This is a genomic window from Pseudomonas sp. YNh, assembly GCF_037993085.1.
GTDB classification, from domain to species: domain Bacteria; phylum Pseudomonadota; class Gammaproteobacteria; order Pseudomonadales; family Pseudomonadaceae; genus Aquipseudomonas; species Aquipseudomonas putida.
Genome location: NZ_JBBMRJ010000001.1, coordinates 91,774 through 114,471, shown reverse-complemented (window position 1 = coordinate 114,471; position 22,698 = coordinate 91,774). Strand labels below are relative to the sequence as shown.

General features: G+C 61.4%; 21 protein-coding genes. 4 read left to right on the top strand and 17 right to left on the bottom strand.

The window, feature by feature from the left end; genetic code table 11:
* Window positions 1-13: 13 nt before the first annotated feature.
* The 8 genes from WF331_RS00460 to gcl all read right to left on the bottom strand — a co-directional run bounded on the left by WF331_RS00460 (window position 14) and on the right by gcl (window position 9,697).
* Window positions 14-1,012, bottom strand: coding sequence for a sulfate ABC transporter substrate-binding protein (locus tag WF331_RS00460; protein WP_016498598.1), 999 nt, complete (start codon window positions 1,010-1,012; stop codon window positions 14-16).
* A gap of 213 nt (window positions 1,013-1,225) precedes the next feature.
* The gene (locus WF331_RS00455) at window positions 1,226-2,047 is read right to left on the bottom strand and encodes an ion transporter (RefSeq protein WP_016498599.1); all 822 of its coding nucleotides are present in this window, start codon (window positions 2,045-2,047) and stop codon (window positions 1,226-1,228) included.
* 45 nt (window positions 2,048-2,092) lie between these two features.
* Window positions 2,093-2,965, bottom strand: coding sequence for an urea transporter (locus tag WF331_RS00450; protein WP_041167648.1), 873 nt, complete (start codon window positions 2,963-2,965; stop codon window positions 2,093-2,095).
* A gap of 208 nt (window positions 2,966-3,173) precedes the next feature.
* Window positions 3,174-4,589, bottom strand: a complete 1,416-nt coding sequence (gene pyk / locus WF331_RS00445; protein WP_340622559.1) for a pyruvate kinase — start codon at window positions 4,587-4,589, stop codon at window positions 3,174-3,176.
* Window positions 4,586-5,860, bottom strand: coding sequence for a glycerate kinase type-2 family protein (locus WF331_RS00440; RefSeq protein WP_016498602.1), 1,275 nt, complete (start codon window positions 5,858-5,860; stop codon window positions 4,586-4,588). Before WF331_RS00440 ends, pyk begins: the two co-directional genes overlap by 4 nt.
* A gap of 178 nt (window positions 5,861-6,038) precedes the next feature.
* Window positions 6,039-6,932: a 2-hydroxy-3-oxopropionate reductase gene (locus WF331_RS00435; protein ID WP_016498603.1), complete on the bottom strand. Its 894-nt coding sequence runs from the start codon at window positions 6,930-6,932 to the stop codon at window positions 6,039-6,041.
* A gap of 152 nt (window positions 6,933-7,084) precedes the next feature.
* Complete coding sequence (gene hyi, locus WF331_RS00430; protein WP_049273327.1) at window positions 7,085-7,867, bottom strand: hydroxypyruvate isomerase; 783 nt, start codon at window positions 7,865-7,867, stop codon at window positions 7,085-7,087.
* Between the two features lie 54 nt (window positions 7,868-7,921).
* Entirely contained in the window at window positions 7,922-9,697 is a 1,776-nt protein-coding gene (gene gcl / locus WF331_RS00425; RefSeq protein WP_016498605.1) for a glyoxylate carboligase, read from the bottom strand.
* Between the two features lie 257 nt (window positions 9,698-9,954).
* On the opposite strand from gcl, the gene WF331_RS00420 reads away from it, so the two are divergent.
* On the top strand, window positions 9,955-10,395 hold the full coding sequence (locus WF331_RS00420; RefSeq protein WP_174370608.1) for a GlcG/HbpS family heme-binding protein: 441 nt from the start codon (window positions 9,955-9,957) through the stop codon (window positions 10,393-10,395).
* Between the two features lie 145 nt (window positions 10,396-10,540).
* Here the strand turns inward: WF331_RS00420 and WF331_RS00415 are convergent, their stop codons facing one another.
* Complete coding sequence (locus tag WF331_RS00415; RefSeq protein WP_016498607.1) at window positions 10,541-11,152, bottom strand: TetR/AcrR family transcriptional regulator; 612 nt, start codon at window positions 11,150-11,152, stop codon at window positions 10,541-10,543.
* Between the two features lie 132 nt (window positions 11,153-11,284).
* On the opposite strand from WF331_RS00415, the gene WF331_RS00410 reads away from it, so the two are divergent.
* Window positions 11,285-12,199: a DUF808 domain-containing protein gene (locus WF331_RS00410; RefSeq protein WP_016498608.1), complete on the top strand. Its 915-nt coding sequence runs from the start codon at window positions 11,285-11,287 to the stop codon at window positions 12,197-12,199.
* Window positions 12,200-12,331: 132 nt separating this feature from the next.
* Here the strand turns inward: WF331_RS00410 and WF331_RS00405 are convergent, their stop codons facing one another.
* Window positions 12,332-14,275, bottom strand: coding sequence for an LTA synthase family protein (locus WF331_RS00405; protein WP_340622558.1), 1,944 nt, complete (start codon window positions 14,273-14,275; stop codon window positions 12,332-12,334).
* Between the two features lie 153 nt (window positions 14,276-14,428).
* On the opposite strand from WF331_RS00405, the gene WF331_RS00400 reads away from it, so the two are divergent.
* Entirely contained in the window at window positions 14,429-14,743 is a 315-nt protein-coding gene (locus tag WF331_RS00400) for a hypothetical protein (protein WP_340622557.1), read from the top strand.
* A 78-nt stretch (window positions 14,744-14,821) separates the two neighbouring features.
* On the opposite strand, the gene WF331_RS00395 is transcribed toward WF331_RS00400, so the two are convergent.
* The 7 genes from WF331_RS00395 to puuE form a co-directional block, all read right to left on the bottom strand.
* Window positions 14,822-15,604, bottom strand: coding sequence for an outer membrane protein OmpK (locus tag WF331_RS00395; protein WP_016498611.1), 783 nt, complete (start codon window positions 15,602-15,604; stop codon window positions 14,822-14,824).
* Window positions 15,605-15,959: 355 nt separating this feature from the next.
* A complete protein-coding gene (locus tag WF331_RS00390) occupies window positions 15,960-16,745 on the bottom strand; it encodes an outer membrane protein OmpK (RefSeq protein ID WP_023047851.1) in 786 nt (261 codons plus the stop codon).
* A 140-nt stretch (window positions 16,746-16,885) separates the two neighbouring features.
* Window positions 16,886-18,241, bottom strand: a complete 1,356-nt coding sequence (locus tag WF331_RS00385; protein WP_012273436.1) for a nucleobase:cation symporter-2 family protein — start codon at window positions 18,239-18,241, stop codon at window positions 16,886-16,888.
* Window positions 18,242-18,454: 213 nt separating this feature from the next.
* Window positions 18,455-19,783, bottom strand: coding sequence for a urate hydroxylase PuuD (locus WF331_RS00380; RefSeq protein WP_016488366.1), 1,329 nt, complete (start codon window positions 19,781-19,783; stop codon window positions 18,455-18,457).
* A 43-nt stretch (window positions 19,784-19,826) separates the two neighbouring features.
* Window positions 19,827-20,330: an ureidoglycolate lyase gene (locus tag WF331_RS00375; protein WP_016488365.1), complete on the bottom strand. Its 504-nt coding sequence runs from the start codon at window positions 20,328-20,330 to the stop codon at window positions 19,827-19,829.
* Window positions 20,331-20,379: 49 nt separating this feature from the next.
* Window positions 20,380-20,895: a 2-oxo-4-hydroxy-4-carboxy-5-ureidoimidazoline decarboxylase gene (gene uraD, locus WF331_RS00370; protein ID WP_016498613.1), complete on the bottom strand. Its 516-nt coding sequence runs from the start codon at window positions 20,893-20,895 to the stop codon at window positions 20,380-20,382.
* On the bottom strand, window positions 20,895-21,821 hold the full coding sequence (gene puuE, locus WF331_RS00365) for an allantoinase PuuE (RefSeq protein ID WP_016498614.1): 927 nt from the start codon (window positions 21,819-21,821) through the stop codon (window positions 20,895-20,897). Before puuE ends, uraD begins: the two co-directional genes overlap by 1 nt.
* Before the next feature lie 399 nt (window positions 21,822-22,220).
* Between puuE and uraH the strand changes: the two genes are divergently transcribed.
* On the top strand, window positions 22,221-22,574 hold the full coding sequence (gene uraH / locus WF331_RS00360) for a hydroxyisourate hydrolase (protein ID WP_003254328.1): 354 nt from the start codon (window positions 22,221-22,223) through the stop codon (window positions 22,572-22,574).
* Window positions 22,575-22,698: the final 124 nt, after the last annotated feature.

Here is a 22,698-nt window from a genome sequence, read left to right as displayed (position 1 = left end):
CTGCCTGCATCAGTTATTGACCGGTATAGATCTGGTCAAACACCCCACCATCGTTGAAGTGGGTCTTCTGCACGGTGCGCCAGTCACCAAAGGTCTTCTCTACCGACAGGAAGTCCACTTTAGGGAAACGGTCGGTGTATTTGGCCAGTACTGCTGCATCACGCGGGCGCAGGTAGTTGTTGGCGGCGATCTCCTGGGCTTCTGGGGACCACAGGTACTTCAGGTATTCCTCGGCCACGGCCTTGGTACCTTTCTTCAGCACGACCTTGTCGACCACGCTGACAGGTGGCTCGGCTTCGGCAGACACGCTTGGGTAAACCACTTCGAACTGGTCGCGGCCGAACTCGCGGGCGATCATCTCGGCTTCGTTCTCGAAGGTGACCAGCACATCACCAATCTGGTTGGTCATGAAGGTGGTGGTGGCGGCACGGCCACCGGTGTCCAGCACCGGGGCCTGCTTGAACAGCTTGCCGACAAAATCGCGGGCCTTGCTCTCGTCACCGCCTTGCTTGAGCACATAGCCCCAGGCCGACAGGTACGTGTAGCGCCCGTTACCCGAGGTTTTCGGGTTGGGCACGATCACTTGCACTCCGTCCTTGAGCAGGTCGGGCCAGTCTTTCAGGGCTTTCGGGTTGCCCTTGCGCACGATGAACACAGTGGCCGAGGTGAACGGCGCGCTGTTGTTCGGTAGGCGGGTTACCCAGTTGTCCGGCACCAGCTTGCCATTGTCGACCAGTGCGTTGATGTCGGTGGCCATGTTCATGGTGATGACATCGGCCGGCAGGCCATCGATCACTGCACGCGCCTGTTTGCTCGAACCGCCGAAGGACATCTGCACGTTGACCTTCTCTTTGTGCTCGGCTTCCCAGTGCTTCTGGAAGGCCGGGTTGTAGTCCTTGTAGAAGTCGCGCATCACGTCGTAGGAAACGTTCAGCAGGGTGGGGGCGGCCTGGGCGAGGTTGCCCAGGGCCAGGCCTGCGGCGAGCAGCGAGGCGGTGAAGAGTTTTTTCACGTTGCTTCCTTGTTATCGAGGTGTTGGCAATTTGCCTGCGACTATAGCGGGTGGGTTTGTGGCGGTTAAAGAACAAAAATGACTTTGGTTATGCCGTTGCCTGTACTGGCCTCTTCGCGGGTAAACCCGCTCCCACAGGGGCCGCGCACCGCTAAGGCCTGTGGTGATCCTGTGGGAGCGGGTTTACCCGCGAAAGGGCCAGTACACGCAGCATCATTGTTTGGGAAACAGCCCATTTCCACACCGGGAACAGAACGCCGCCCCATGCTCATGCGTCTTTTTGTGACACGTCGGGCAATCATGCTGCAGCTGCTCCCCGCGCATGGCATTGGCCAGTTCGGCGGTAAAGATGCCGGTCGGCACGGCAATGATCGAATAACCGGTAATCATCACCAGCGACGACAGCACCTGCCCCAGCGGCGTCTTTGGCACGATGTCGCCAAAGCCTACGGTGGTGAGGGTGACGATGGCCCAGTAGATGCCTTTGGGGATGCTGGTAAAGCCGTGCTCCGGCCCTTCGATCACGTACATCAGCGTGCCGAACACCGTCACCAGGGTCGATACCGTCACCAGGAACACGATGATCTTCTGCTTGCTACCGCGCAGCGCCTCCATCAGGTAGTGAGCCTGCTTGAGATAGGGGCTGAGCTTGAGCACGCGGAAGATCCGCAGCATCCGTATCACCCGGATGATCAGCAGGTACTGGGCGTCGCTGTAATAGAGGGCGATGATCCCCGGCACGATCGCCAGCAAGTCGACCAGCCCATAAAAACTGAAGGCATAGCGCAAGGGCTTGGGCGAGCAGTACAGGCGAGTGATGTATTCGGCCAGGAATATCGCCGTAAAGCCCCACTCGATGCCGGCCAGCAGGCCGGCGTAGCCTTGGTGCACTTCGTCGATGCTGTCGAGGATGACGGTGACCAGGCTGGCCAGGATGATCAGCAGGAGGATTTTGTCGAAGCGTCTTCCTGCCACGGTATCGGACTGGAAGACGATGACGAAGAGCCGCTCGCGCAGGCTCGCAGGGTTATTCATTGGCTCATTCCAAAAAAGCGATGGGCTGAGCCTAGGGGTTGCATTTCAGCTGTGCAAGCGGCTGGCGTTGCGCTGCCTGGGCTGAGCCAGGTGGCTGCCCAGGTGCATCAGCCAGCAGGCGGCGACGAAGGGCGCGGTCAGGCCCGGCACGGGCAGCAGCTTGAACAGCGGTTGCAGCAACAGGGCCAAGGCGATGGCCAGCAGCGTCACCCAGGGTTTTTCACCTTGCCTGCTGAAGGCCAGTGCCGCCAGCGCGGCGTTGAAGCCATACAGGCCGAGCCATGCTGCCTGCGCCTGGTCGGCAATCAACGCCACGCCCCCACCGATGGCTGAGCCGATCACCGCCCACATTGCCGCGTAGGGGTTGGCGATGAACATGCCGACGATGATCAGCAACCCGGCCAAGGGCTGGTCAAGCAGGAAGATCTGACCTACACCACGCGCCAGGGCGTCCAGCGGGTCGGCCTCGACGAAGCTGTTGGGCGATGGGCTGGTGAGCATCAGCGTGCCCCAGCCCAGCAGGACGAACGGCGCGGTATAGGCAATCAGCAGCTTACCGCCGCGCTTGCGCCACTGGTGGGTGATGATGCTGGACAGGCCGCCGGCGGCGATGATCAGGGGGGGCAATATGACCGACCAGGGCAGTACGGCGCTGATCAGGATGCCGATCAGCACGCCGTTGTAGCAGTACAGCCCGGCCTGGCGGTCGGCGCGGTCGTAGCCGCGGGCCTGGGCGGTGAGCAAGCCGGCCAGGGCGCCGAGCAGGGCGCCGCCGACCAGGTTGGGCGCGGTCAGCAGAATGGCCAGCAGGCAGCACAGGCCGCACAGAGGGTTGCGCAGCAGCAGCACCTGGCTGAAACCGTTGAGTAACGCCGTGGCCCAGTCAGGGCACGGGTTGACGAAATTTTTGGTGTACATGGGGCAGTCAGTGAGGTTGATGGGGGAGCGGTGGGCCTCTTTGGGCCTCGGTTTTCCGCAGTTCAGGTAGATCGGTGTACGGGGAGGGCTGCGCCCTCCGATCGCGACGCAAGGCCGCTCCCACAGGGATCGCATTTCCTTGTGCCAGCGCGGGCCCTGTGGGAGCGGCCTTGTGTTGCGATAGGGGCGCAGAGCGCCCCCGGCAATCTCAGATCAAAGTCTCGATCCGCAGCGTGTTAGTCGACCCTGGCTTGCCGAAAGGCACACCGGCAGTGATCAGCAGTGTGTCGCCACGGCTGGCCATGCCTTGCGCCTGGGCAATTTCCAGGGCGGTGGAAACCACCTCGTCCACCTGGCGCAGGCGGTCGTTGACCACCGAATGCACGCCCCAGGCCACGCTCAGGCGGCGCGCGGTGTTCAGGTTCGGCGTCAGGTTGAGGATCGGTGCCCGTGGCCGCTCGCGTGCAGCGCGCAGGGTCGAGGCGCCCGACTCGCTGTAGTTGACCAGCACCGCCACCGGCAGGATGCCGCTGATGCGGCGGATGGCGCAGCTGATGGCGTCCGACACGGTGGCCTCGGCCTTCGGCCGGCCAACGTCGAGCTGGGCCTGGTAGTCAGGGCCGTTTTCCACCTGGCGGATGATCTTGCTCATCATCTGCACGGCTTCCAGCGGGTAGTCACCCGAGGCAGTCTCGGCCGACAACATGACCGCATCGGCACCTTCGGCCACGGCATTGGCCACGTCAGTGACTTCGGCACGGGTCGGCGCCGGCGAGAAGCGCATGGACTCGAGCATCTGCGTGGCTACCACCACCGGCTTGCCCAACTGGCGGCAGGTGTTGATGATGCGCTTCTGGATTTGCGGCACGCTTTCGGCCGGCACTTCCACGCCCAGGTCACCACGCGCCACCATGATCGCGTCTGCCAGTTCGGCAATGGCTTGCAGTTGTTCGACCGCCGAGGGTTTCTCGATCTTGGCCATCAGGTAGGCGCGATCGCCAATCAGCTGGCGCGCTTCGACGATGTCCTCAGGGCGCTGCACAAACGACAGGGCCACCCAGTCCACGCCCAGTTCCAGGCCAAAGGCCAGGTCGCGGCGGTCCTTTTCGGTGAGCGGGGAGAGGTCGAGTACTGCTTGCGGTACGTTGACACCCTTGCGGTCGGACAGCTCGCCACCGTTCAGCACTTCAGGGTCGATAGCATCGTTGTGCTTGGCGGTGACGCGCAGGCGCAGCTTGCCATCGTCCAGCAGCAGGTCCATGCCGGGCTCGAGGGCTGCGATGATTTCAGGGTGTGGCAGGTTGACCCGGCGGCTGTCGCCCGGGGTCTTGTCCAGGTCCAGGCGCAGCGCCTGGCCGCGTTGCAGCTGCACCTTGCCTTCGGCAAAGCGGCCCACGCGCAGCTTTGGCCCTTGCAGGTCCATGAGGATGCCCAGCGGGTAGTTCAGTTGCTGCTCCACTTCGCGGATCCACTGGTAACGCAAGGCGTGGTCAGCGTGTTCGCCGTGGCTGAAGTTGAGGCGGAAGATGTTCACGCCGGCTTCGACCAGTTGGCGGATGTCGTCGATGCCGTTGATCGCAGGGCCGAGGGTGGCGAGGATCTTTACTTTTTTATCAGGCGTCATGGTTGGGCAGTCTCGAGGATCAGGATGGCGCGGAAGTCGTTGACGTTGGTGCGGGTCGGCTCGGTGACGATCAGCGCATCCAGCGCAGCGAAATAGCCATAGCCGTTGTTGTTGTCCAGCTCGTCGCTGGCCGACAGGCCCAGGGCCTCGGCGCGGGCGTAACTGCCCGGGGTCATGAAGGCACCGGCGTTTTCTTCCGAGCCGTCGATGCCGTCGGTGTCGCCGGCCAGCGCGTATACCCCCGGCAGGCCTTTCAGGCTTTCAGTGAGGCTGAGCAGGAACTCGGCGTTGCGCCCGCCACGGCCATTGCCGCGTACGGTCACGGTGGTTTCGCCGCCGGACAGGATCACGCAAGGTGCCTTCAATGGCTGGCCGTGCTGAACGATCTGCCGGGCAATACCGGCGTGAACCTTGGCCACTTCGCGCGACTCGCCTTCCAGGTCGCCGAGAATCAGCGGGCTGAAACCAGCCTGTCGGGCTTTGACTGCGGCGGCCTCGAGCGACTGCTGGGGTTTGGCGATCAGCTGGAAGTGGCTGCGGGCCAGGGCCGGGTCATCGGCCTTGACGGTTTCCGAGGCAGGGTTGTTCAGCCAGTCGATGACCGCTTTCGGCGCTTCGATGTTGTAGCGTTTCAGAATGGCCAGGGCATCAGCCGACGTGCTCGGGTCGGCCACGGTGGGGCCGGAGGCGATCACGGTGGCGAGGTCGCCCGGTACATCGGAAATGGCATAGGTGTAGACCGTGGCCGGCCAGCAGGCCTTGGCCAGGCGGCCGCCCTTGATCGCCGAGAGGTGCTTGCGCACGCAGTTCATCTCGCCGATGGTGGCGCCGGACTTGAGCAGTGCCTTGTTGATATGTTGCTTGTCGGCCAGGGTCAGGCCTTCGGCCGGCAGCGCCAGCAGGGCGGAACCACCGCCAGACAGCAGGAAGATGACGCGGTCGTCTTCATTGAGGTTGCTGACCAGTTCCAGAACGCGCTTGGCCACGGCTAGGCCGGCGGCATCCGGTACCGGGTGGGCGGCTTCGACCACTTCGATTTTCTGGCAGTTGGCGCCGTGGCCGTAACGGGTCACGACCAGGCCGGAGACTTCGCCCTGCCAGCTTTTTTCGACCACTTCGGCCATGGCGGCTGCGGCCTTGCCGGCGCCGATGACGATGACCCGGCCGCTACGGTCGGCGGGCAGGTAGGGTTCGAGGACTTGGCGGGGGTGGGCGGCAGCGATGGCTGTGTCGAACAGCTCGCGGAGAATTTTTTGCGGATCGACCGACATGGCAGGCTCCCAATTATTGTTGTTCTGCAGAATCAAAAACGCCCCTGGAACTGCCTCCGTGCAGGCCGAACCAGGGGCGGGTGTTGCTCGGTGCTACCGCTGAACCTGTGGTCGCAGGTTCAGCGGTGTTGGCTTCTTCGCGCTGAACCGCCGCGAAGAAGCCGGTAAGGTCTACTACTTACTTGTCGCCGCGGATCGAGAAGTTGGCCATGTGTTCCAGGCCTTTGATCAGCGCCGAGTGGTCCCAGTTGCCGCCACCCAGGGCCTGGCAGGTGTTGAACACTTGCTGGGCATTGGAGGTGTTGGGCAGGTTGATGCCCAGTTCCTTGGCGCCTTGCAGGGCCAGGTTCAGGTCTTTCTGGTGCAGGTTGATGCGGAAGCCTGGGTCGAAGGTGCCCTTGATCATGCGCTCGGCGTGCACTTCGAGGATTTTCGACGAAGCAAAGCCGCCCATCAGTGCTTCACGCACCTTGGCCGGGTCGGCGCCGTTCTTGGCGGCGAACAGCAGTGCTTCGCTGACGGCCTGGATGTTCAGGGCGACGATGATCTGGTTGGCGACCTTGGCGGTCTGGCCGTCACCGTTGCCACCCACGCGGGTGATGTTCTTGCCCATGGCTTCGAACAGCGGCAGGGTGCGCTCGAAGGCTTTCGGGCAGCCACCAACCATGATGCTCAGGGTAGCGGCCTTGGCGCCGACTTCACCACCGGACACCGGGGCGTCCAGGTAGGCTGCGCCGGTTGCCTTGATTTTTTCGGCGAACGCTTTGGTGGCGGTAGGCGAGATCGAACTCATGTCGATCACGATCTTGTTCGGACCTACGCCCTCAGCCACGCCGTTTTCACCGAACAGTACGGCTTCCACCTGCGGAGTGTCCGGCACCATGACGATGATGAATTCGGCTTCCTGGGCAACTTCTTTCGGGTTGGCCAGGGCCACTGCACCGGCGGCGATCAGGTCGGCTGGCGCGGCGTCGTGGTGGGTGGAAACGAACAGGCTGTGACCTGCTTTTTGCAGGTTTTGGGCCATGGGCTTGCCCATGATGCCGGTGCCGATGAAACCGATTTTAGCCATGAGAAATTACCTCTTTGTAATTGTGATATCTCAAGCAAGCTTTGGCCCCCTGTGGGAGCGGGCTCGCCCGCGAAGCAGACAACTCGGTGGATGGCACCGGCTTTGCCGGTGTTCGCGGGCGAGCCCGCTCCCACAGGGTCCCGAGTTGTTCCTCAGATTGCGTTGTGGGTTTTCAGCCAGCCCAGGCCCGCTTCGGTGGTGGTCTTGGGCTTGTACTCCGCGCCCACCCAGCCTTGGTAGCCAATGCGGTCCAGGTGTTCGAACAGGAAGCGGTAGTTGATCTCGCCGGTGCCTGGTTCATTGCGGCCCGGGTTGTCGGCCAGCTGGATGTGGTTGATCAGTTGCAGGTTGGTTTCCATGGTGCGAGCCAGGTCACCTTCCATGATCTGCATGTGGTAGATGTCGTACTGCAGGAACAGGTTGTCACTGCCCACTTCGGCCTGGATTTCCAGGGCCTGCTGGGTGGTGTTCAGGTAAAAGCCCGGGATGTCGCGGGTGTTGATCATTTCCATGACCAGGCGGATACCGGCGGCCTTGAGCTTGTCGGCTGCGTAGCGCAGGTTTTCGACGAAGGTCTTGCGCACGGTGGCGCAGTCCGGGCCTTGTGGGCGAATGCCGGCCAGGGCGTTGACCTGGGTGTTGCCCAGCACCTTGGCGTATTCGATGGCCTTGTCGACACCGGCGCGGAATTCTTCGATGCGGTCGGGGTGGCAGGTGATACCGCGCTCACCTTTGGCCCAGTCGCCGGCAGGCAGGTTGAACAGCACCTGGGTCAGGCCATTGGCTTCCAGCTGCTGCTTGATTTCTGCAGCGCTGAAGTCGTAGGGGAACAGGTATTCGACGCCACTGAAACCGGCGTCGGCGGCAGCCTTGAAGCGGGCCAGGAAGTCCTGTTCGGTGAACAGCATGGACAGGTTGGCAGCGAAGCGAGGCATGAGTTGTCTCCTTGCGATGAAGGCCCCCAGGGCGTGCCTGGGGGCGTCAGGCGATCAGTCCAGCATCGAGATGGCGGTTGGCGCGTCGTTGCCGACCAGCGCCAGGTCTTCGAACTCGTTGACCGCGTTGATCTCGGTGCCCATGGAAATGTTGGTCACACGCTCGAGAATCACTTCGACCACAACCGGCACGCGGAACTCTTCGGCCATCTTCTGCGCCTTGAGCAGGGCAGGGGCGATCTCGGCCGGTTCGAACACGCGAATGGCTTTGCAGCCCAGGCCTTCGACCACTGCAACGTGGTCGACACCGTAGGTGGCGGCGTCGGTCGAGTTGATGTTCTCGAACGCCAGTTGTACACAGTAATCCATGTCGAAGCCACGCTGCGCCTGACGGATCAGGCCCAGGTAGGCGTTGTTCACCAGCACGTGGACGTACGGCAGGTTGAACTGCGCACCCACTGCCAGTTCCTCGATCATGAACTGGAAGTCGTAGTCACCCGACAGCGCGACAACCTTGCGTTTCGGGTCTGCCTTCACAACACCCAGTGCGGCAGGGATGGTCCAGCCCAGCGGGCCGGCCTGGCCGCAGTTGATCCAGTGGCGTGGCTTGTACACGTGCAGGAACTGCGCGCCGGCAATCTGCGACAGGCCGATGGTGCTGACGTAGGTGGTGTCCTTGCCGAATACCTGGTTCATCTCTTCATACACGCGCTGCGGCTTGACCGGCACGTTGTCGAAGTGGGTCTTGCGCTGCAGGGTGGCTTTGCGCTGTTGGCAATCTTCCAGCCAGGCAGCACGGTCCTTCAGCTTGCCAGCGGCTTTCCACTCGCGGGCCACTTCCAGGAACACGTCCAGTGCCTTGCCAGCGTCGGAAACGATACCCAGGTCCGGGGTGAATACGCGGCCGATCTGGGTCGGTTCGATGTCGACGTGCACGAACTTGCGGCCTTCGGTGTAGACATCGACGGAGCCGGTGTGGCGGTTGGCCCAGCGGTTACCGATACCGAACACCAGGTCGGATTTCAGCAGGGTGGCGTTGCCGTAGCGGTGCGAAGTCTGCAGGCCGACCATGCCGACCATTTGGGCGTGGTCGTCCGGGATGGTGCCCCAGCCCATCAGGGTCGGGATTACCGGTACGCCGGTCAGTTCGGCGAACTCGACCAGCTTGTCGCTGGCATCGGCGTTGATGATGCCGCCACCGGCGACCAGCAGCGGGCGCTCGGCGTCGTTGAGCAGGGCCAGGGCTTTTTCAGCCTGTACGCGAGTGGCGGACGGCTTGTTGACGGCCAGCGGCTCGTAGGCGTCGATGTCGAATTCGATTTCGGCCATCTGCACGTCGAACGGCAGGTCGATCAGTACCGGGCCTGGGCGGCCGGTGCGCATTTCATAGAAGGCCTTCTGGAAGGCGTAAGGCACCTGGCCTGGCTCCAGAACGGTGGTCGCCCACTTGGTCACCGGCTTGACGATGCTGGTGATGTCGACGGCCTGGAAGTCTTCTTTGTGCAGGCGTGCACGCGGGGCCTGGCCGGTGATGCAGAGGATCGGGATGGAGTCGGCCGAGGCGCTGTACAGGCCGGTGACCATGTCGGTGCCGGCTGGGCCGGAAGTGCCGATGCACACGCCGATGTTGCCCGGGTTGGCACGGGTGTAGCCCTCGGCCATGTGCGAGGCACCTTCGACGTGGCGAGCGAGGACGTGATCGATGCCACCGACTTTCTTCAGGGCCGAGTACAACGGGTTGATGGCAGCCCCTGGGATGCCGAACGCGGTATCTACACCTTCACGGCGCATGACCAGAACGGCTGCATCGATTGCTCTCATTTTGCTCATGGGTTGTGCCTCATCGATTTTGTAATTGTATACAACTTGCTTTGCGACAGAGTGTATTCACGGCTGGCGGCTCAGGTCAATGGGTTTTCATCGGGTAGGCCGGGTTTCGTCAAAGCGGCCGTGAAAACGGCTATTTGCGCCATCGCATACGATCTTTTCAAAATATTGTATACAAAATATCCTTTCGTTGTGTTCTATTTGCCCTATCGGTTTTCAACTGCCCTCAGGGCTTCTCACAACAAGAAGAGGACCTTTCCATGAACGTCTTGAACCTGAAAGTCGCTGTCAGCCTGGTAAATGCCGCACTGGCAGCAGGCCGCAAGATCAATGCCGCGCCACTGACCGTGGCGGTGCTGGATGCCGGCGGGCACCTGCTGGCGCTACAGCGTGAGGATGGCGCAAGCCTTATCCGCCCTGAAGTTGCCACTGGCAAAGCCTGGGGCGCGATTGCCCTGGGCAAGGGGTCGCGCCTGCTGGCGCTGGACGCGCAGCAGCGTCCGGCGTTTTTTGCCGCGTTGAACGGGATGGGTGAACGGCCGGTGGTGCCGGCACCGGGTGGTGTGCTGATTCGTGATCAGGACGGTAAGGTGCTGGGTGCGGTGGGGATCAGCGGCGATACGTCGGATATCGACGAGCAGTGTGCGATCAGTGCGATCGAGGAGGTGGGGTTGAAGGCGGATGCCGGGGTAGTGGCGTAACGCTCAAGATAACCGGGGCCGCTTTGCGGCCCATTCGCGGCACAAGGCCGCTCCTACAGGGGATCGCGTTTGACCTGCGATCGCGATGTCCTGTAAGAGCGGCCTTATGCCGCGAATGGGCTGCGAAGCAGCCCCACTGGCCCTGTCACGCTGCTTCAGGCTCACAGCCTTTCAAGACCATGCGAATGATGGTCTCGGCCGCCGCGTCATAATCGCTGTCGGCCAGCTTGGCCTTGCCAGTCACCGCAGAAATCTGCCAGTCGAAGTCGGCATAGGTCTGGGTCGCCGCCCAGATGCTGAACATCAGGTGATGCGCGTCCACATGGGCAATCTGCCCGCGGTCGATCCAGCGCTGGATGCACTCGATGTTGTGCCGGGCCTGCTCGTTCAGCTGCTCCACCTGGTTGGGCGACAGGTGCGGGGCGCCGTGCATGATCTCGCTGGCAAACACCTTGGAGGCGTGCGGCAGGTCGCGCGAAATGCGGATCTTCGAACGAATGTACGCACTCAGCACTTCCTTGGGGTCGCCCTCGGCATTGAACGGCGTCGAGGCCTGCATGATTGGCGCGATGATGCTTTCCAGGACTTCGCGGTAGAGGTTGTCCTTGGATTTGAAGTAGTAATACACGTTCGGCTTGGGCAGGCCGGCCTTGGCCGCGATATCGCTGGTCTTGGTGGCGGCGAAGCCCTTGTCGGCGAATTCCTCGCTGGCCGCGCGCAGGATCAATTCCTTGTTGCGCTCGCGAATGGTGCTCATGGTCAGGGATCTTCCTCGTGTCTGGCCACCTCTAAGAGGGATCGGGCATGGTAGCACCGCGCTCGACGGGCGCTCAAGGCAGCGGCTTTGGGCTAGAATCCGTGGCACACACCTATCTGGATACAGGCAAACATGGCAGGAAGCAGTCTACTGGTACTGATCGACGACATCGCCACGGTGCTTGATGACGTCTCGCTAATGACCAAGGTGGCGGCAAAAAAAACAGCAGGTGTGCTGGGCGATGACCTGGCGCTGAACGCCCAGCAGGTTACCGGTGTGCGTGCCGAGCGCGAAATACCGGTGGTGTGGGCGGTGGCCAAGGGGTCGTTCGTCAACAAGGCAATCCTGGTGCCGGCAGCGCTGCTGATCAGTGCGTTCATTCCGTGGGCGGTTACGCCATTGTTGATGATCGGTGGCGCCTACCTGTGTTTCGAAGGCTTCGAGAAGCTGGCGCACAAGTTCCTGCACAGCAAGGAAGAGGACGACGCGCAGCACAATGCCCGGAAGGAAGCCGTGGCTGACGCCACTGTCGACCTGGTGGCGTTCGAGAAAACCAAGATCAAGGGCGCGGTGCGCACCGACTTCATCCTGTCAGCGGAAATCATCGCCATCACCTTGGGTACCGTGGCCGATGCGCCGCTGAGCCAGCAGATCATCGTGCTGTCGGGCATCGCCATCGTCATGACCATCGGCGTTTACGGGCTGGTGGCCGGCATCGTCAAGCTCGATGACCTGGGGTTGTGGATGACCCAAAAGGCATCGAGCCTGACCCAGGCCGTTGGTAACGGCATCCTGCGGGCCGCACCGTACATGATGAAAAGCCTGTCGGTGATCGGCACGGCGGCGATGTTTCTGGTCGGTGGCGGCATTCTGGTGCATGGCATCGAGCCGCTGCATCATGCCATCGAGGCGTTCAGCGAGGGGCGTGGCGGGGCGTTGACCGGGGCACTGCTCAATGGCGTAGCCGGTGTGCTGGCCGGTGGCGTGGTGCTGGCGGTGGTGGCGGTTGCCGGCAAATTGTGGCAGGCAATACGGCCTGCCACATAAGGTGCATGGCCGGGGCTTGCCCGCTCCCACAAGTACAGCAAACCTTAGAAATAACACTGGCCCTGTGGGAGCGGGCAAGCCCGCGAACACCGGCAAAGCCGGTGCCATATAACGCGTTATCGGCTCACTGGTTTACTGTTCGGTCAGCGCACCTTGATCCTGTGGTTTCCAGGCCAGCAGCCCTTTGCTGAAGTCGTTGGCCGCACTCTGGTAGTAGGCGATAGCCCGGCGAACCAGATGGGTGTCGGTGCCAGCAGCCATTTCCCGACTGTTGCCCAGTGCATCCTGATGCACCCGCATGCCGCCGCGTGGGCTGAGGATCGCCAGGTCCTTGCCGTCGAACAGCCCCAGGTGCTGGTAGTTGCCGATCAGTACCCGTGGCGGCAAGCTACCTTCGCGCAGCAGGTCACGGCCGAAGAAGGTCGAGGTGTAGCTCAGGTTGAGCAGGCCGAGCAGGGTTGGCGCAAGGTCGATCTGGCTGGCCAGTTGTGCGTCTTCGCGGGGGGCGATCAGCTTGGGCGCGTAGATCCACAGCGGAATCTGGTAGTTGCTCACCGGCAAGTCTTCCATCCCTGCGCTCCCGGCGGTATGGTCGGCGACGAAGACGAACAGGGTATTGTCGAACCATGGCTTGCCCTTGGCGTCGCGCAGGAACTGGGCGATGGCATGGTCGGTGTACTTCACTGCGCCTTCGCGGCCGTCGCCCGAGGGGATGTCGATTCGGCCGTCCGGGTAGGTATAAGGGCGGTGATTGGACGTGGTCATCAACTGCAGCAAGAATGGCTGCTGCTTGGCATGGTCGGCATCGGCCAGTTTCAGGGCCTGCCGATACAGGTCCTCATCGGCCATGCCCCAGGCGTTCTTGAAGCTGATTTCGCTTTCAGCCACGCTGCTCTGGTCGACGATGCGATAGCCGTTGCCGCTGAAGAAGGCGTTCATGTTGTCGAAGTAGCCGCGCCCGCCATAGACGAACACGGGGTCGTAGCCCACTGCAGCCAGTTGCTGTCCCAGGCTGCCGTAGCCGCTTTCACGGCCAATGCGTTTGACAATGGAGCGCCCCGGCGTGGGCGGGATCGATAGGGTGATCGCTTCCAGGCCGCGATCAGTACGGGTGCCGGTGGCGTAGAAGTTGTTGAAGTACAGGCTCTCGCGGCGCAGGGCATCCAGGTTGGGTGTGAGGTTACGCGGGTCGCCGTTGCTGCCCATGTACTTGGCACTGAAACTTTCGATGGTGACCAGGATGATGTTCGGTTTGCGTGGCGTGCCGTCGGCACTGATGTGGCGGCGAATATCTTCGGGCTCGCTGGCCTGGAAGCGGGCGTTGGGCTCGGCCAGTTCCTGATGCATCTGCGCACCGGCTTCTGCCGCGTCAAGGCTGGCATAGAACTGGGTGTAATCGAGTTCGTTGTTACGGAACGCGGCAAAGAACTGGTATGGGCCGTTGCTGGCCAGTTCGCGCTGGTAAGCGTTACCGCCCTGGCCTCGGGGGAACTGCTGGTCGACCAATAGCACACTCAGGCCACCCAGAACCGCCAGCACGGCAATGCCGCCAAGGCGCTGGCGTAGGGTGGGGCCCGGTGCTGCCAGCGCTTGTGCCAGGGGCTTGCGCAAGACCAGGGCAAGCAGCACGGCGACGACAGCGATGCTGCCCAGCAGGGTTGGCAGGGGGTAGGACTCGCGGATGTTGTCCAGCACTTCCTTGGAGTACACCAGGTAGTCGACCGCGATGAAGTTGAAGCGCACGCCGAATTCGTCCCAGAACAGCCACTCGGCCACCGCGACAAACAGCATCACGAAGAGGCTGACGACCAGTACCCCGTTCATCAGCCGGCGATGCCAGCGCGTGCGCCACAAAGCTGCCGGGCACACGGCCAGGTACAGCCCTAGCGGCAGGGCGGCGTAGGTGAGGAAGCTCAGGTCGTACAGGGCACCACTGAAGAATAACGAGATGTAGTCGCCATGAACTTCATCGAGATGGGTGGCCAGCAATATCAGGCGGGTCAGCAGGAAAATGCCAAACCACAGTGAGCAAACTAACAGAAGATACCGCCAAGGGGCGGCGAGGGGCGTGCGCATTAAGTGGGCCTGTTTTCTTTTTTTGAGTGCAAGAAGAAAAGCATGCTATAGGGTGTAGTGCAAAAATTTTGTCAAAATTTCGCAGTGTTCGGGTGGGGTGACAGCGCTTATAGTCAACATTTTACTATTCCCACATGTCAGGAGGAGTAATCCATGTTTGGAAATGTGTTGACTTACGATGTTTACCACTTGGCGCTTTACCTGGCTACGGCCATGGCGTGGGGGGCGCTGGGCCTGTGGCTGCTGCTTCAAGGGGCGGGGGTCGAGGCGTTGTATAAGTGCTGTGCAGTGTTCGGCCTGGCGTTGACAATCAGTAGCGTGATGTTGGTGCTGGACATCTTGCGAGTGCTTGAGCACTGGCAGGTAGAGGCGGGTCTTTTGCTGTTTGGCGTGTTGTTACCCTGTGTACTCGCTCTGACTTTCAAGGCAGGTTTTAATGTAAGTAAGATCTATCTGAGTAAGTTGTAGGAAATCACTTACGTTGTGTGCATTGAACTACACGTAACGGCGCGTTGAAAAGTCAACGCGCTGTCACGTTTCAGCGCATCAGAAGTGCACTTTTACCAGGAAGCTCATGGTGTTCTGGTCAGTCGTAAAGGCATCGCTGTCCTTGATGCCGTACTTGTTCTTCCAGTAGTCGTACTCCACACCCACATACAGCTGCTTCTCGCCCAGGTGCAATGCCTTGCCCAGGTCGTACTTGATCTGCGGGTTGAAGTGCAGGTTCGCGTGGTAGGTGCCGCGGCGGTTCTCGTCGTTGTCCACCACCCAGTCCATGAAGCCGTCGATCAGCACGTCGGAATCGCCCACCGGAATGGTGTACGACCATACCGGCGTGATCTGCCATACGTTGTCGCCAGCGCGGCTGCCGTCGGTGGTGCGGTTGTAGAAGTTCAGCTGGAAGTAGTCAAAGCCGGGAATGGCCAGGTCAAAGCCTGGGCCGATGAGGTACGACTCGGTGTCACCCTCGCCAAACTCGTAGGTCATCGCCAGCAGCACGTCCTTGACCGGGCCGAACTCGACCTTCTGGTCGAAGATCTTGTTGAACGACAGGCGTGGGCTGATCTCACCGTAATAGGTATTCGGGCCATTGCCGGCGTCTTTCTGGCCTTGGTAGAAGATCTTGTCGACGAAGATGAAGTTGTCGCCGTACTTCCAGCCATCCGCGTGCTCGAACGTGACGGTTTGCTGGATCGCCGGGTTGACCTTGAAGTTCTTGCCCCACAGGTAGGTCAGGCTGTTGTTCTGCCATTGCAGCAGGTCGTCGGCGTAGGTGGTGCCACAGGCCAGCAGGCCGCCGGCGAGGATCAGGCTGTTGATGGTACGCATTGCGAGTGTCGCTCCCTTGATTGATCTGTTGTCAGCGCTCGGTATTGGCGCTTTTTTGTTGTCTTGCGAGTCAGCTTTTTTCGATAGGCCACAGCTGTTTGGCAAGGGTTGAGCCAACTTTTCCGGGTTGGCAAAACCTTCCTGCTCGACTTCGTTCTGAACGGATGAAAAGGGTCTTTCAGGCTGGCAACACGTTGGCCAACCGCCCGTATTCATTGACTGAGCGGTCAGTAAACGCAGGCAGAATCCGTTCTGCCCTGATCGAGGGGGCGCGCAGATTACTGGCTTGCGCGCCGCGCCTCAAGTGCTCCGTCCTGGAGCGGGGTGGTTCAAACTTGTGCGTTTGGTCAGTTTATTAGAAATGCACTTTGATCAGGGCACTGGCGACGCTCTGGTTGCTTTCCAGGTTGCCGCGGCTGTCGATGCCGTATTTGTCCTTCCAGTAGCTGTACTCAAAGCCCACGTAGAGCTGCTTGGCGCCCAGGTTCAGCGCCTTGCCCAAGTCGTATTTGACCTGCGGGTTGAAGTGCAGGTTGGCGTGATAGGTGCCACGGCGGGTCTGGTCGTTGTCGGGGACCCAGTCCATGTAACCGTCGATCAGAATGTCAGACCTGCCCACGGGGATGGTGTACGACCAGCCAGGGGTGATCTGCCAGACGTTGTCGCCGGGGCGGCTGCCCTCGGTGTTGCGCACGTAGAAGTTGAGGGTGAAATAGTTGAAGCCGGGGATGTTCAGGTCAAAGCCGGGGCCGATCAGGTAGGCTTCGTTGTCGCCTTCGCCACGCTCGTAGGTCATGGCCAACAGCACGTCCTTGATAGGGCCGAAGGCAAGTTTCTGGTCGAAGATCTTGCCGAACGACAGGCGCGGGCTGAACTCGCCGTAGTAGGTGGTCACGCCTTTGCTGGCGTCGGCCTTGCCGTTGTAGAAGATCTTGTCGACGAACATGAAGGTGTCGCCGTACTTCCATTTGTTGGCGTGCTCGAACGTGATGGTCTGCTGGATATCAGGGTTGACCTTGAAGTCCTTGCCATACAGGTAGGTCAGGCTCTCGCCATGCCATTGCAGCCATTCGCCTGCATGCGAGGGTAGGGTGGCCAGCAGGCTGCTGCCCAACAACAGGGACGTGGTGATGCGCTTCATGTTGTGATTCCCGGACTTATTGTTTTTGTTGGCGGTTTTTTTGGCGCGCAGGCGCCCCGGGCGACCCATTCCGGCGGGTCGACGGCGTAGCGGTTACTGCAGATGTGGGTGAGGGGCGGCAAAGCGCCGCCCCTTATGGCTCAATGCTGGTGACAGGCGTCGTTGTGCACCGCGCGGTCGGCGCCACCGAGGATGTTGAACAGCACGTTCAACACCAGGGCACTGACCGTGGCCATGGCGATACCACTGTGGGTGATGGGTTCCATCCACTGCGGCATCTGGGCAAAGAACTCCGGACGCACTACGGGGATCAACCCGAAGCCGACGCTCACCGCCACCAGCAGCTGGTTGCGGCGGTCGCCGATGTCCGCCTCCTGAAGAATCTTGATCCCGGTGGCAGTGACCATGCCGAACATGGCAATGGACGCGCCGCCCAGTACCGCAGGCGGGATCGAGGCAATCAGGAAGGCCGCTTTTGGCAGCAGGCTGAGCAGGATCAGCAGTGCACCGGCCACGATGGTGACAAAGCGGCAGCGCACCCCGGTCATCTGCACCAGGCCGATGTTCTGGGCGAACGAGGAGTGGGTAAAGGTGTTGAAGAAGCCGGCAATGAACGATGCACCGGCATCGCACAGCAGGCCGCGACGCAGCATCCCTGGCGTAACTTCGCGATCAGTCACCTTGCCCAGGGCCAGGAACATGCCGGTGGACTCGACGAAGATGATCACCACCACCAGGCACATGGACAGGATCGGCGCCAGGCTGAAGGTCGGCATGCCGAAGTGCAGTGGGGTTACCACCTGCAACCACGGCGCGTCTTTCAGGCCAGACAGGTCGACCATGCCGATGGAGCCGGCCAGGATGTAGCCAAGGCCCATGCCCACCAGCACCGATACGTTGACCCAGAAGCCACGCATGAAGCGGTTGATCAGCAGGATGACCGCCAGCACCAGGCCGGCCACCAGTAGGTAGATCGGCGAGCCGAAGGTTTCAGCTTCATGGCCGCCACCAGCCCAGTTGACTGCCACCGGGAACAGCGACAGGCCAATCGAGGTGATCACCGTACCGGTGACCAGCGGCGGGAAGAAACGTACGACCTTGGACATGAACGGCGCGATCAGCATGCCGAAGAACCCGGCGGCGATGGTCGCCCCGAAGATCCCCTGCAGGCCTACGCCGGGCATGCCGGCCATGGCCACCATGCTGCCGACAGCAGCGAAACTGGCACCCATCATCACCGGCATGCGGATGCCCACCGGGCCGATACCGAACGACTGGATGATGGTGGCGACGCCAGCGACCAGCAGGTCGGCGTTGATCAGGAAAGCGACTTCTTCACGGGACAACCCAGCGGCCTGGCCGATGATCAACGGCACGGCAATCGCGCCACCGTACATCAGCAGAACGTGTTGCAGGCCAACCAGGATCAGTTGGAACAAGGGCAAGGGTTCGCGCGGCGGCGCAATGGGGATATACGCCTTGCGTGACTCGGACATGCAGCACCTCGAGTTTTGTTTTTATTCTCGGATCCAAGCGGCAAGCTCCAAGCGGCAGTTTCTCGGTGAAGAGAGACCGGGGTTCCCGCTTGCAGTTGAACGCTCGATGCTTGCTTGTTGCGTGAATCTTCAAGTTTGAGGCCGGGTTAACCGGCCTCTTCGCGGCGCAAGGCCGCTCCTACAGGGGACTCAGTCGCCTGGTAGGAGGGTGTTTCAATTGACCTGGGCACCTTTGGCGATCCAGTCGCCGACGAGCTTGCGCTCTTCGGTGGTCATCTGGGTGATGTTGCCCAGCGGCATGATCTGGCTGGCGACCGCTTGCGCCTGGATGCGCGCGGCCTGGGCCTGGATCTGCTGCGGGGTGTCGAACATCACGCCGGCAGGGGCGGCGCTGAACAGTGGGCTGGTCGGCTTGGACGAGTGGCACACGGTGCAGCGTTCCTGGATGACATTGTGGATCTTGTCGAAGTCGCCACCGCCGGCCTGGGCAGCGGCCTGGGCCGGTGCTTGCGCTGGTGCAGCCGGCGCTTCGGCAGCCTTGGCTGCGTCCTCGGCGCGCTGCTCGGCAGCGGTCTTGCCACCGACGGCAGTCGCAGGCAGCGGCTGGTACTCGACCTTCGCTGCCGCTTGCTCAGGGCTTACGGCCATCGGTTTCGGACCGGTGACGTAGGCCAGGCAGATCATCGCCAGGGCGCCGACCGGCAGGGTCCAGGCGTACTTGTTGCTGTCGTGGCGGGTGTTGAAGTAGTGGCGGATCAGAACCGCGGCTACTGCGATACCGGCCAGGATCAGCCAGTTGTACTGGCTACCGTAGGTGCTCGGGAAATGGTTGCTGATCATGATGAACAGCACCGGCAGGGTGAAGTAGTTGTTGTGGCGCGAGCGCAGCAGGCCCTTGGCCGGCAGCACCGGGTCGGGCGTCTGGTTGTTCTCGATCGCCGCCACCAGCTGGCGCTGGGCCGGCATGATGATGCGGAACACGTTACCGACCATGATGGTGCCGATGATCGCGCCGGTGTGCAGGTATGCACCACGGCCGCTGAACACCAGGCTGAAGCCCCAGCAGGCGGCGATGATCAGCACGAACAGCACACCGCCGAGCAGCGCTGGCTTCTTGCCCAGGGGCGAGTCGCACAGGAAGTCGTAGATGAACCAGCCAGCGATCAGCGAGCCGATACCGATGGCCACGCCTTCGGCACCGCTCAGGGTGCTGCCAGGGGCCAGCAGGTACAGCGCCGGGTTCCAGTAGAACACCACGCACAGCAGGGCGATACCGGACATCCAGGTGAAGTAGGCTTCCCATTTGAACCAGTGCAGGTTCTCGGGCATTTTCGGGGGTGCGAGCTTGTATTTCTCCAGGTGGTAGATACCACCGCCGTGAATTGCCCAGAGATCACCCGACAACCCATCGCGCGGGTTGCTTCGGTTCAGGTGGTTCTCCAGCCAGACGAAGTAGAACGATGCACCGATCCAGGCGACACCGGTGATCATGTGAACCCAGCGAATGCTCAGGTTCAGCCATTCGTGAAGGTGTGCTTCCACAGTATGTACCTCTGCCGATCACCTGACGATGATCGACCTTTTCTTATTGGTGGGGATTGAGGATCAGCATCTGTTCCTCGGTGAAGTAATGCTCATCGCAGTTGTTGCCAGAACCACTGCGATCAACCACCAGGAAATCATCCCGCTTTTCGATCGTGAGCACCGGGTGGTGCCAAACGCCGCGATGGTAATTGATGCCCTGCCTGCCATTACTGCGGAAGGCGCGGACCAAGCCTGATACAGGTGCATCGCCAACGGGCGCGACCACGATCAGAAAGGGGTTGCCGAGCAGCGGGATGAAAGCCTGGCTGCCCAGCGGATGGCGTTCCAGCATGCGTACGGTCAGCGGCATGTCCAGCGCGTCGGCGCGGAAGATGCTGATGATCGCCTTGTCTTCGGGCTCGGCGGTCTCGACCGTGGCGAGCTTGTGAAAGCGCATGGTCGAGCCGTTGTTGATCATGAAGTGGTCGCTGCCGTCGGTTTCGATCACATCTCCGAACTGGGCGAAGGCTTCTTTGGTCAGGGGCTCGATCATCAGGGTGCGCATGCGGGTCTCTCTTATATGTTCGTTGTACTGAAAAAGGTTCGGCTGTCGCTTACAACTGCAGCAGGCGGAACAGGGCGATCAGGTTGATCTGCGCCAGGGCTTCTTTGAATTCGGCATCTGCATCGTTGTGGATGCGTTTTTCAAAGGCGGCGAGGATCTGGTGCCGGTTGCTGCCCTTCACCGCCATGATGAACGGGAACTGGAACTTGGCTTTGTAGGCATCGTTCAGTTCGGTGAAGCGGGCGAACTCTTCGGCGGTGCACTGGTGGATACCGGCGCCGGCCTGTTCGTTGGTGCTCGATTCGGTCAGCTCGCCCTGGATGGCGGCCTTGCCGGCCAGGTCCGGGTGAGCGTTGATCAGCGCCAGCTGGTCGGCGTGGTTGGCGCTGAGCAGGATGTCGCTCATACGCTGGTGCAGCGCTTCGATCTCGTCCAGCTCGCCCAACTGGCCCAGGTCGTAGGCTTTTTCGGCAACCCACGGCGAGTGCTCGTATATGTCGGCGAAGGCCTCGACGAAGGCGTCACGGCTCAGGGCGGAGGGCTTGAGGGTGTTGAAGGCGGTCATCAGGCGTTCTCTTTCTTGTACGGGTGGGTGGCGTGCCAGTGGCGGGCGATATCCACGCGACGGGCGAACCAGACCTGGTCATGGCTTTTTGCGTAATCGACGAAGCGCTTGAGTGCAGCCAGGCGTGCCGGGCGGCCGACCAGGCGGCAGTGCAGGCCGATGGAGAGCATTTTCGGCGCTTCGGCGCCTTCGGCGTACAGCACATCAAAGGCGTCTTTCAGGTACTGGAAGAACTGCTCGCCGCAGTTGAAACCCTGTACCTGGGTGAAACGCATGTCGTTGGTGTCCAGGGTGTAGGGGATCACCAGGTGCGGCTTGTCGGTGGGGTTGTTCGGCTCCCAGTAGGGCAGGTCGTCGTCGTAGGTGTCGCTGTCGTACAGGAACCCGCCTTCTTCCATCACCAGGCGGCGGGTGTTCGGGCCGGTGCGGCCGGTGTACCAGCCCACCGGGCGCTCGCCGGTGAGTTCGGTGAGGATGCGGATGGCTTCGAGCATGTGCTCGCGCTCCTGGGCCTCGTCCATGTTCTGGTAGTCGATCCAGCGGTAGCCGTGGCTGCAGATCTCGTGGCCGGCTTCGGCCATGGCGCGGATCACGTCGGGGTGGCGCTGGGCGGCCATGGCCACGGCGAAGACGGTCAATGGCACGCCGCTGTCCTTGAACAGCTTCAGCAGGCGCCACACGCCAGCACGGCTGCCGTATTCGTACAGCGACTCCATGCTCATGTTGCGCTGGCCCTGCAGCGGCTGGGCAGCGACCATCTCGGACAGGAAGGCTTCGGACTCTTTGTCACCGTGCAGGATGTTGCGTTCGCCGCCTTCCTCGTAATTGAGGACGAAAGACAGCGCGATGCGAGCGTTGCCCGGCCATTGCGGGTGAGGAGGGTTGTTGCCGTAACCGATCAGGTCGCGAGGGTAGTCAGCGCTCACTGCAGTCTTCCTTCTTGTGCGTTAGTGCGGGTGGTGGGCGGGCCGCGTCGGTATGTCGCACCACCGGATGGGCTGATTGTATACAACTTCTGAAATCTTTTGTAAGCCTGTTTTTCCGCATTTCTTCCCTTTTGTCGCCGCGCAGCGACCTGGAAATACAGTGCAAGAAACCTGCCTGATTGGTCAGCTAATGACGTTTGCCTCGTTACGCGGCCTGTATTTGCGACCGATGGGTCGTTTATGGGCAGGAAATGCCGGGTGCGACAGATGGGTTTAAAAAATTGTGTACAATCTGGCGATGGAATGTCTTAATGGCGTCATTCCCGCCTACCGCAGGCGCTATGCTGGTGCGATGGCTGAGTATTTTTTGCCCACAGATTGAACAAGAGGCGACACGCAATGGGACGTTTGACCACACACGTACTGGATGCCGCGCATGGCTGCCCGGGCAGCTCGATCAAGGTCGAGCTGTACCGCGTCGAAGGCCAGCAACTGGAGCTGGTGAACACCGCCCTGACCAACAGCGATGGCCGCGTCGACGCGCCGCTGCTGCAGGGTGACGACTACCGCACCGGTGTTTACCAGTTGCAGTTCAGCGCTGGCGATTACTACCGCGCCCGTGGCGTGCAGTTGCCGGCCCAGGCGTTTCTGGATGTTGTTGTGCTGCGCTTTGGCATCGATGAGTCGCAGGAGCACTACCACGTGCCGCTGCTGATCTCGCCGTACAGCTATTCGACCTATCGTGGAAGCTAGTTGGTCGCTAGAAGAATCTTCGTAGGTCCTTTGGCCCGCTCTCACACTGGCGGGCTTTTTTTCGTCTGCAGGAAAGTGGTGGGTGATGCGGGGTGTTCGGCGTGGGTTTTATAGCCGGAATGAA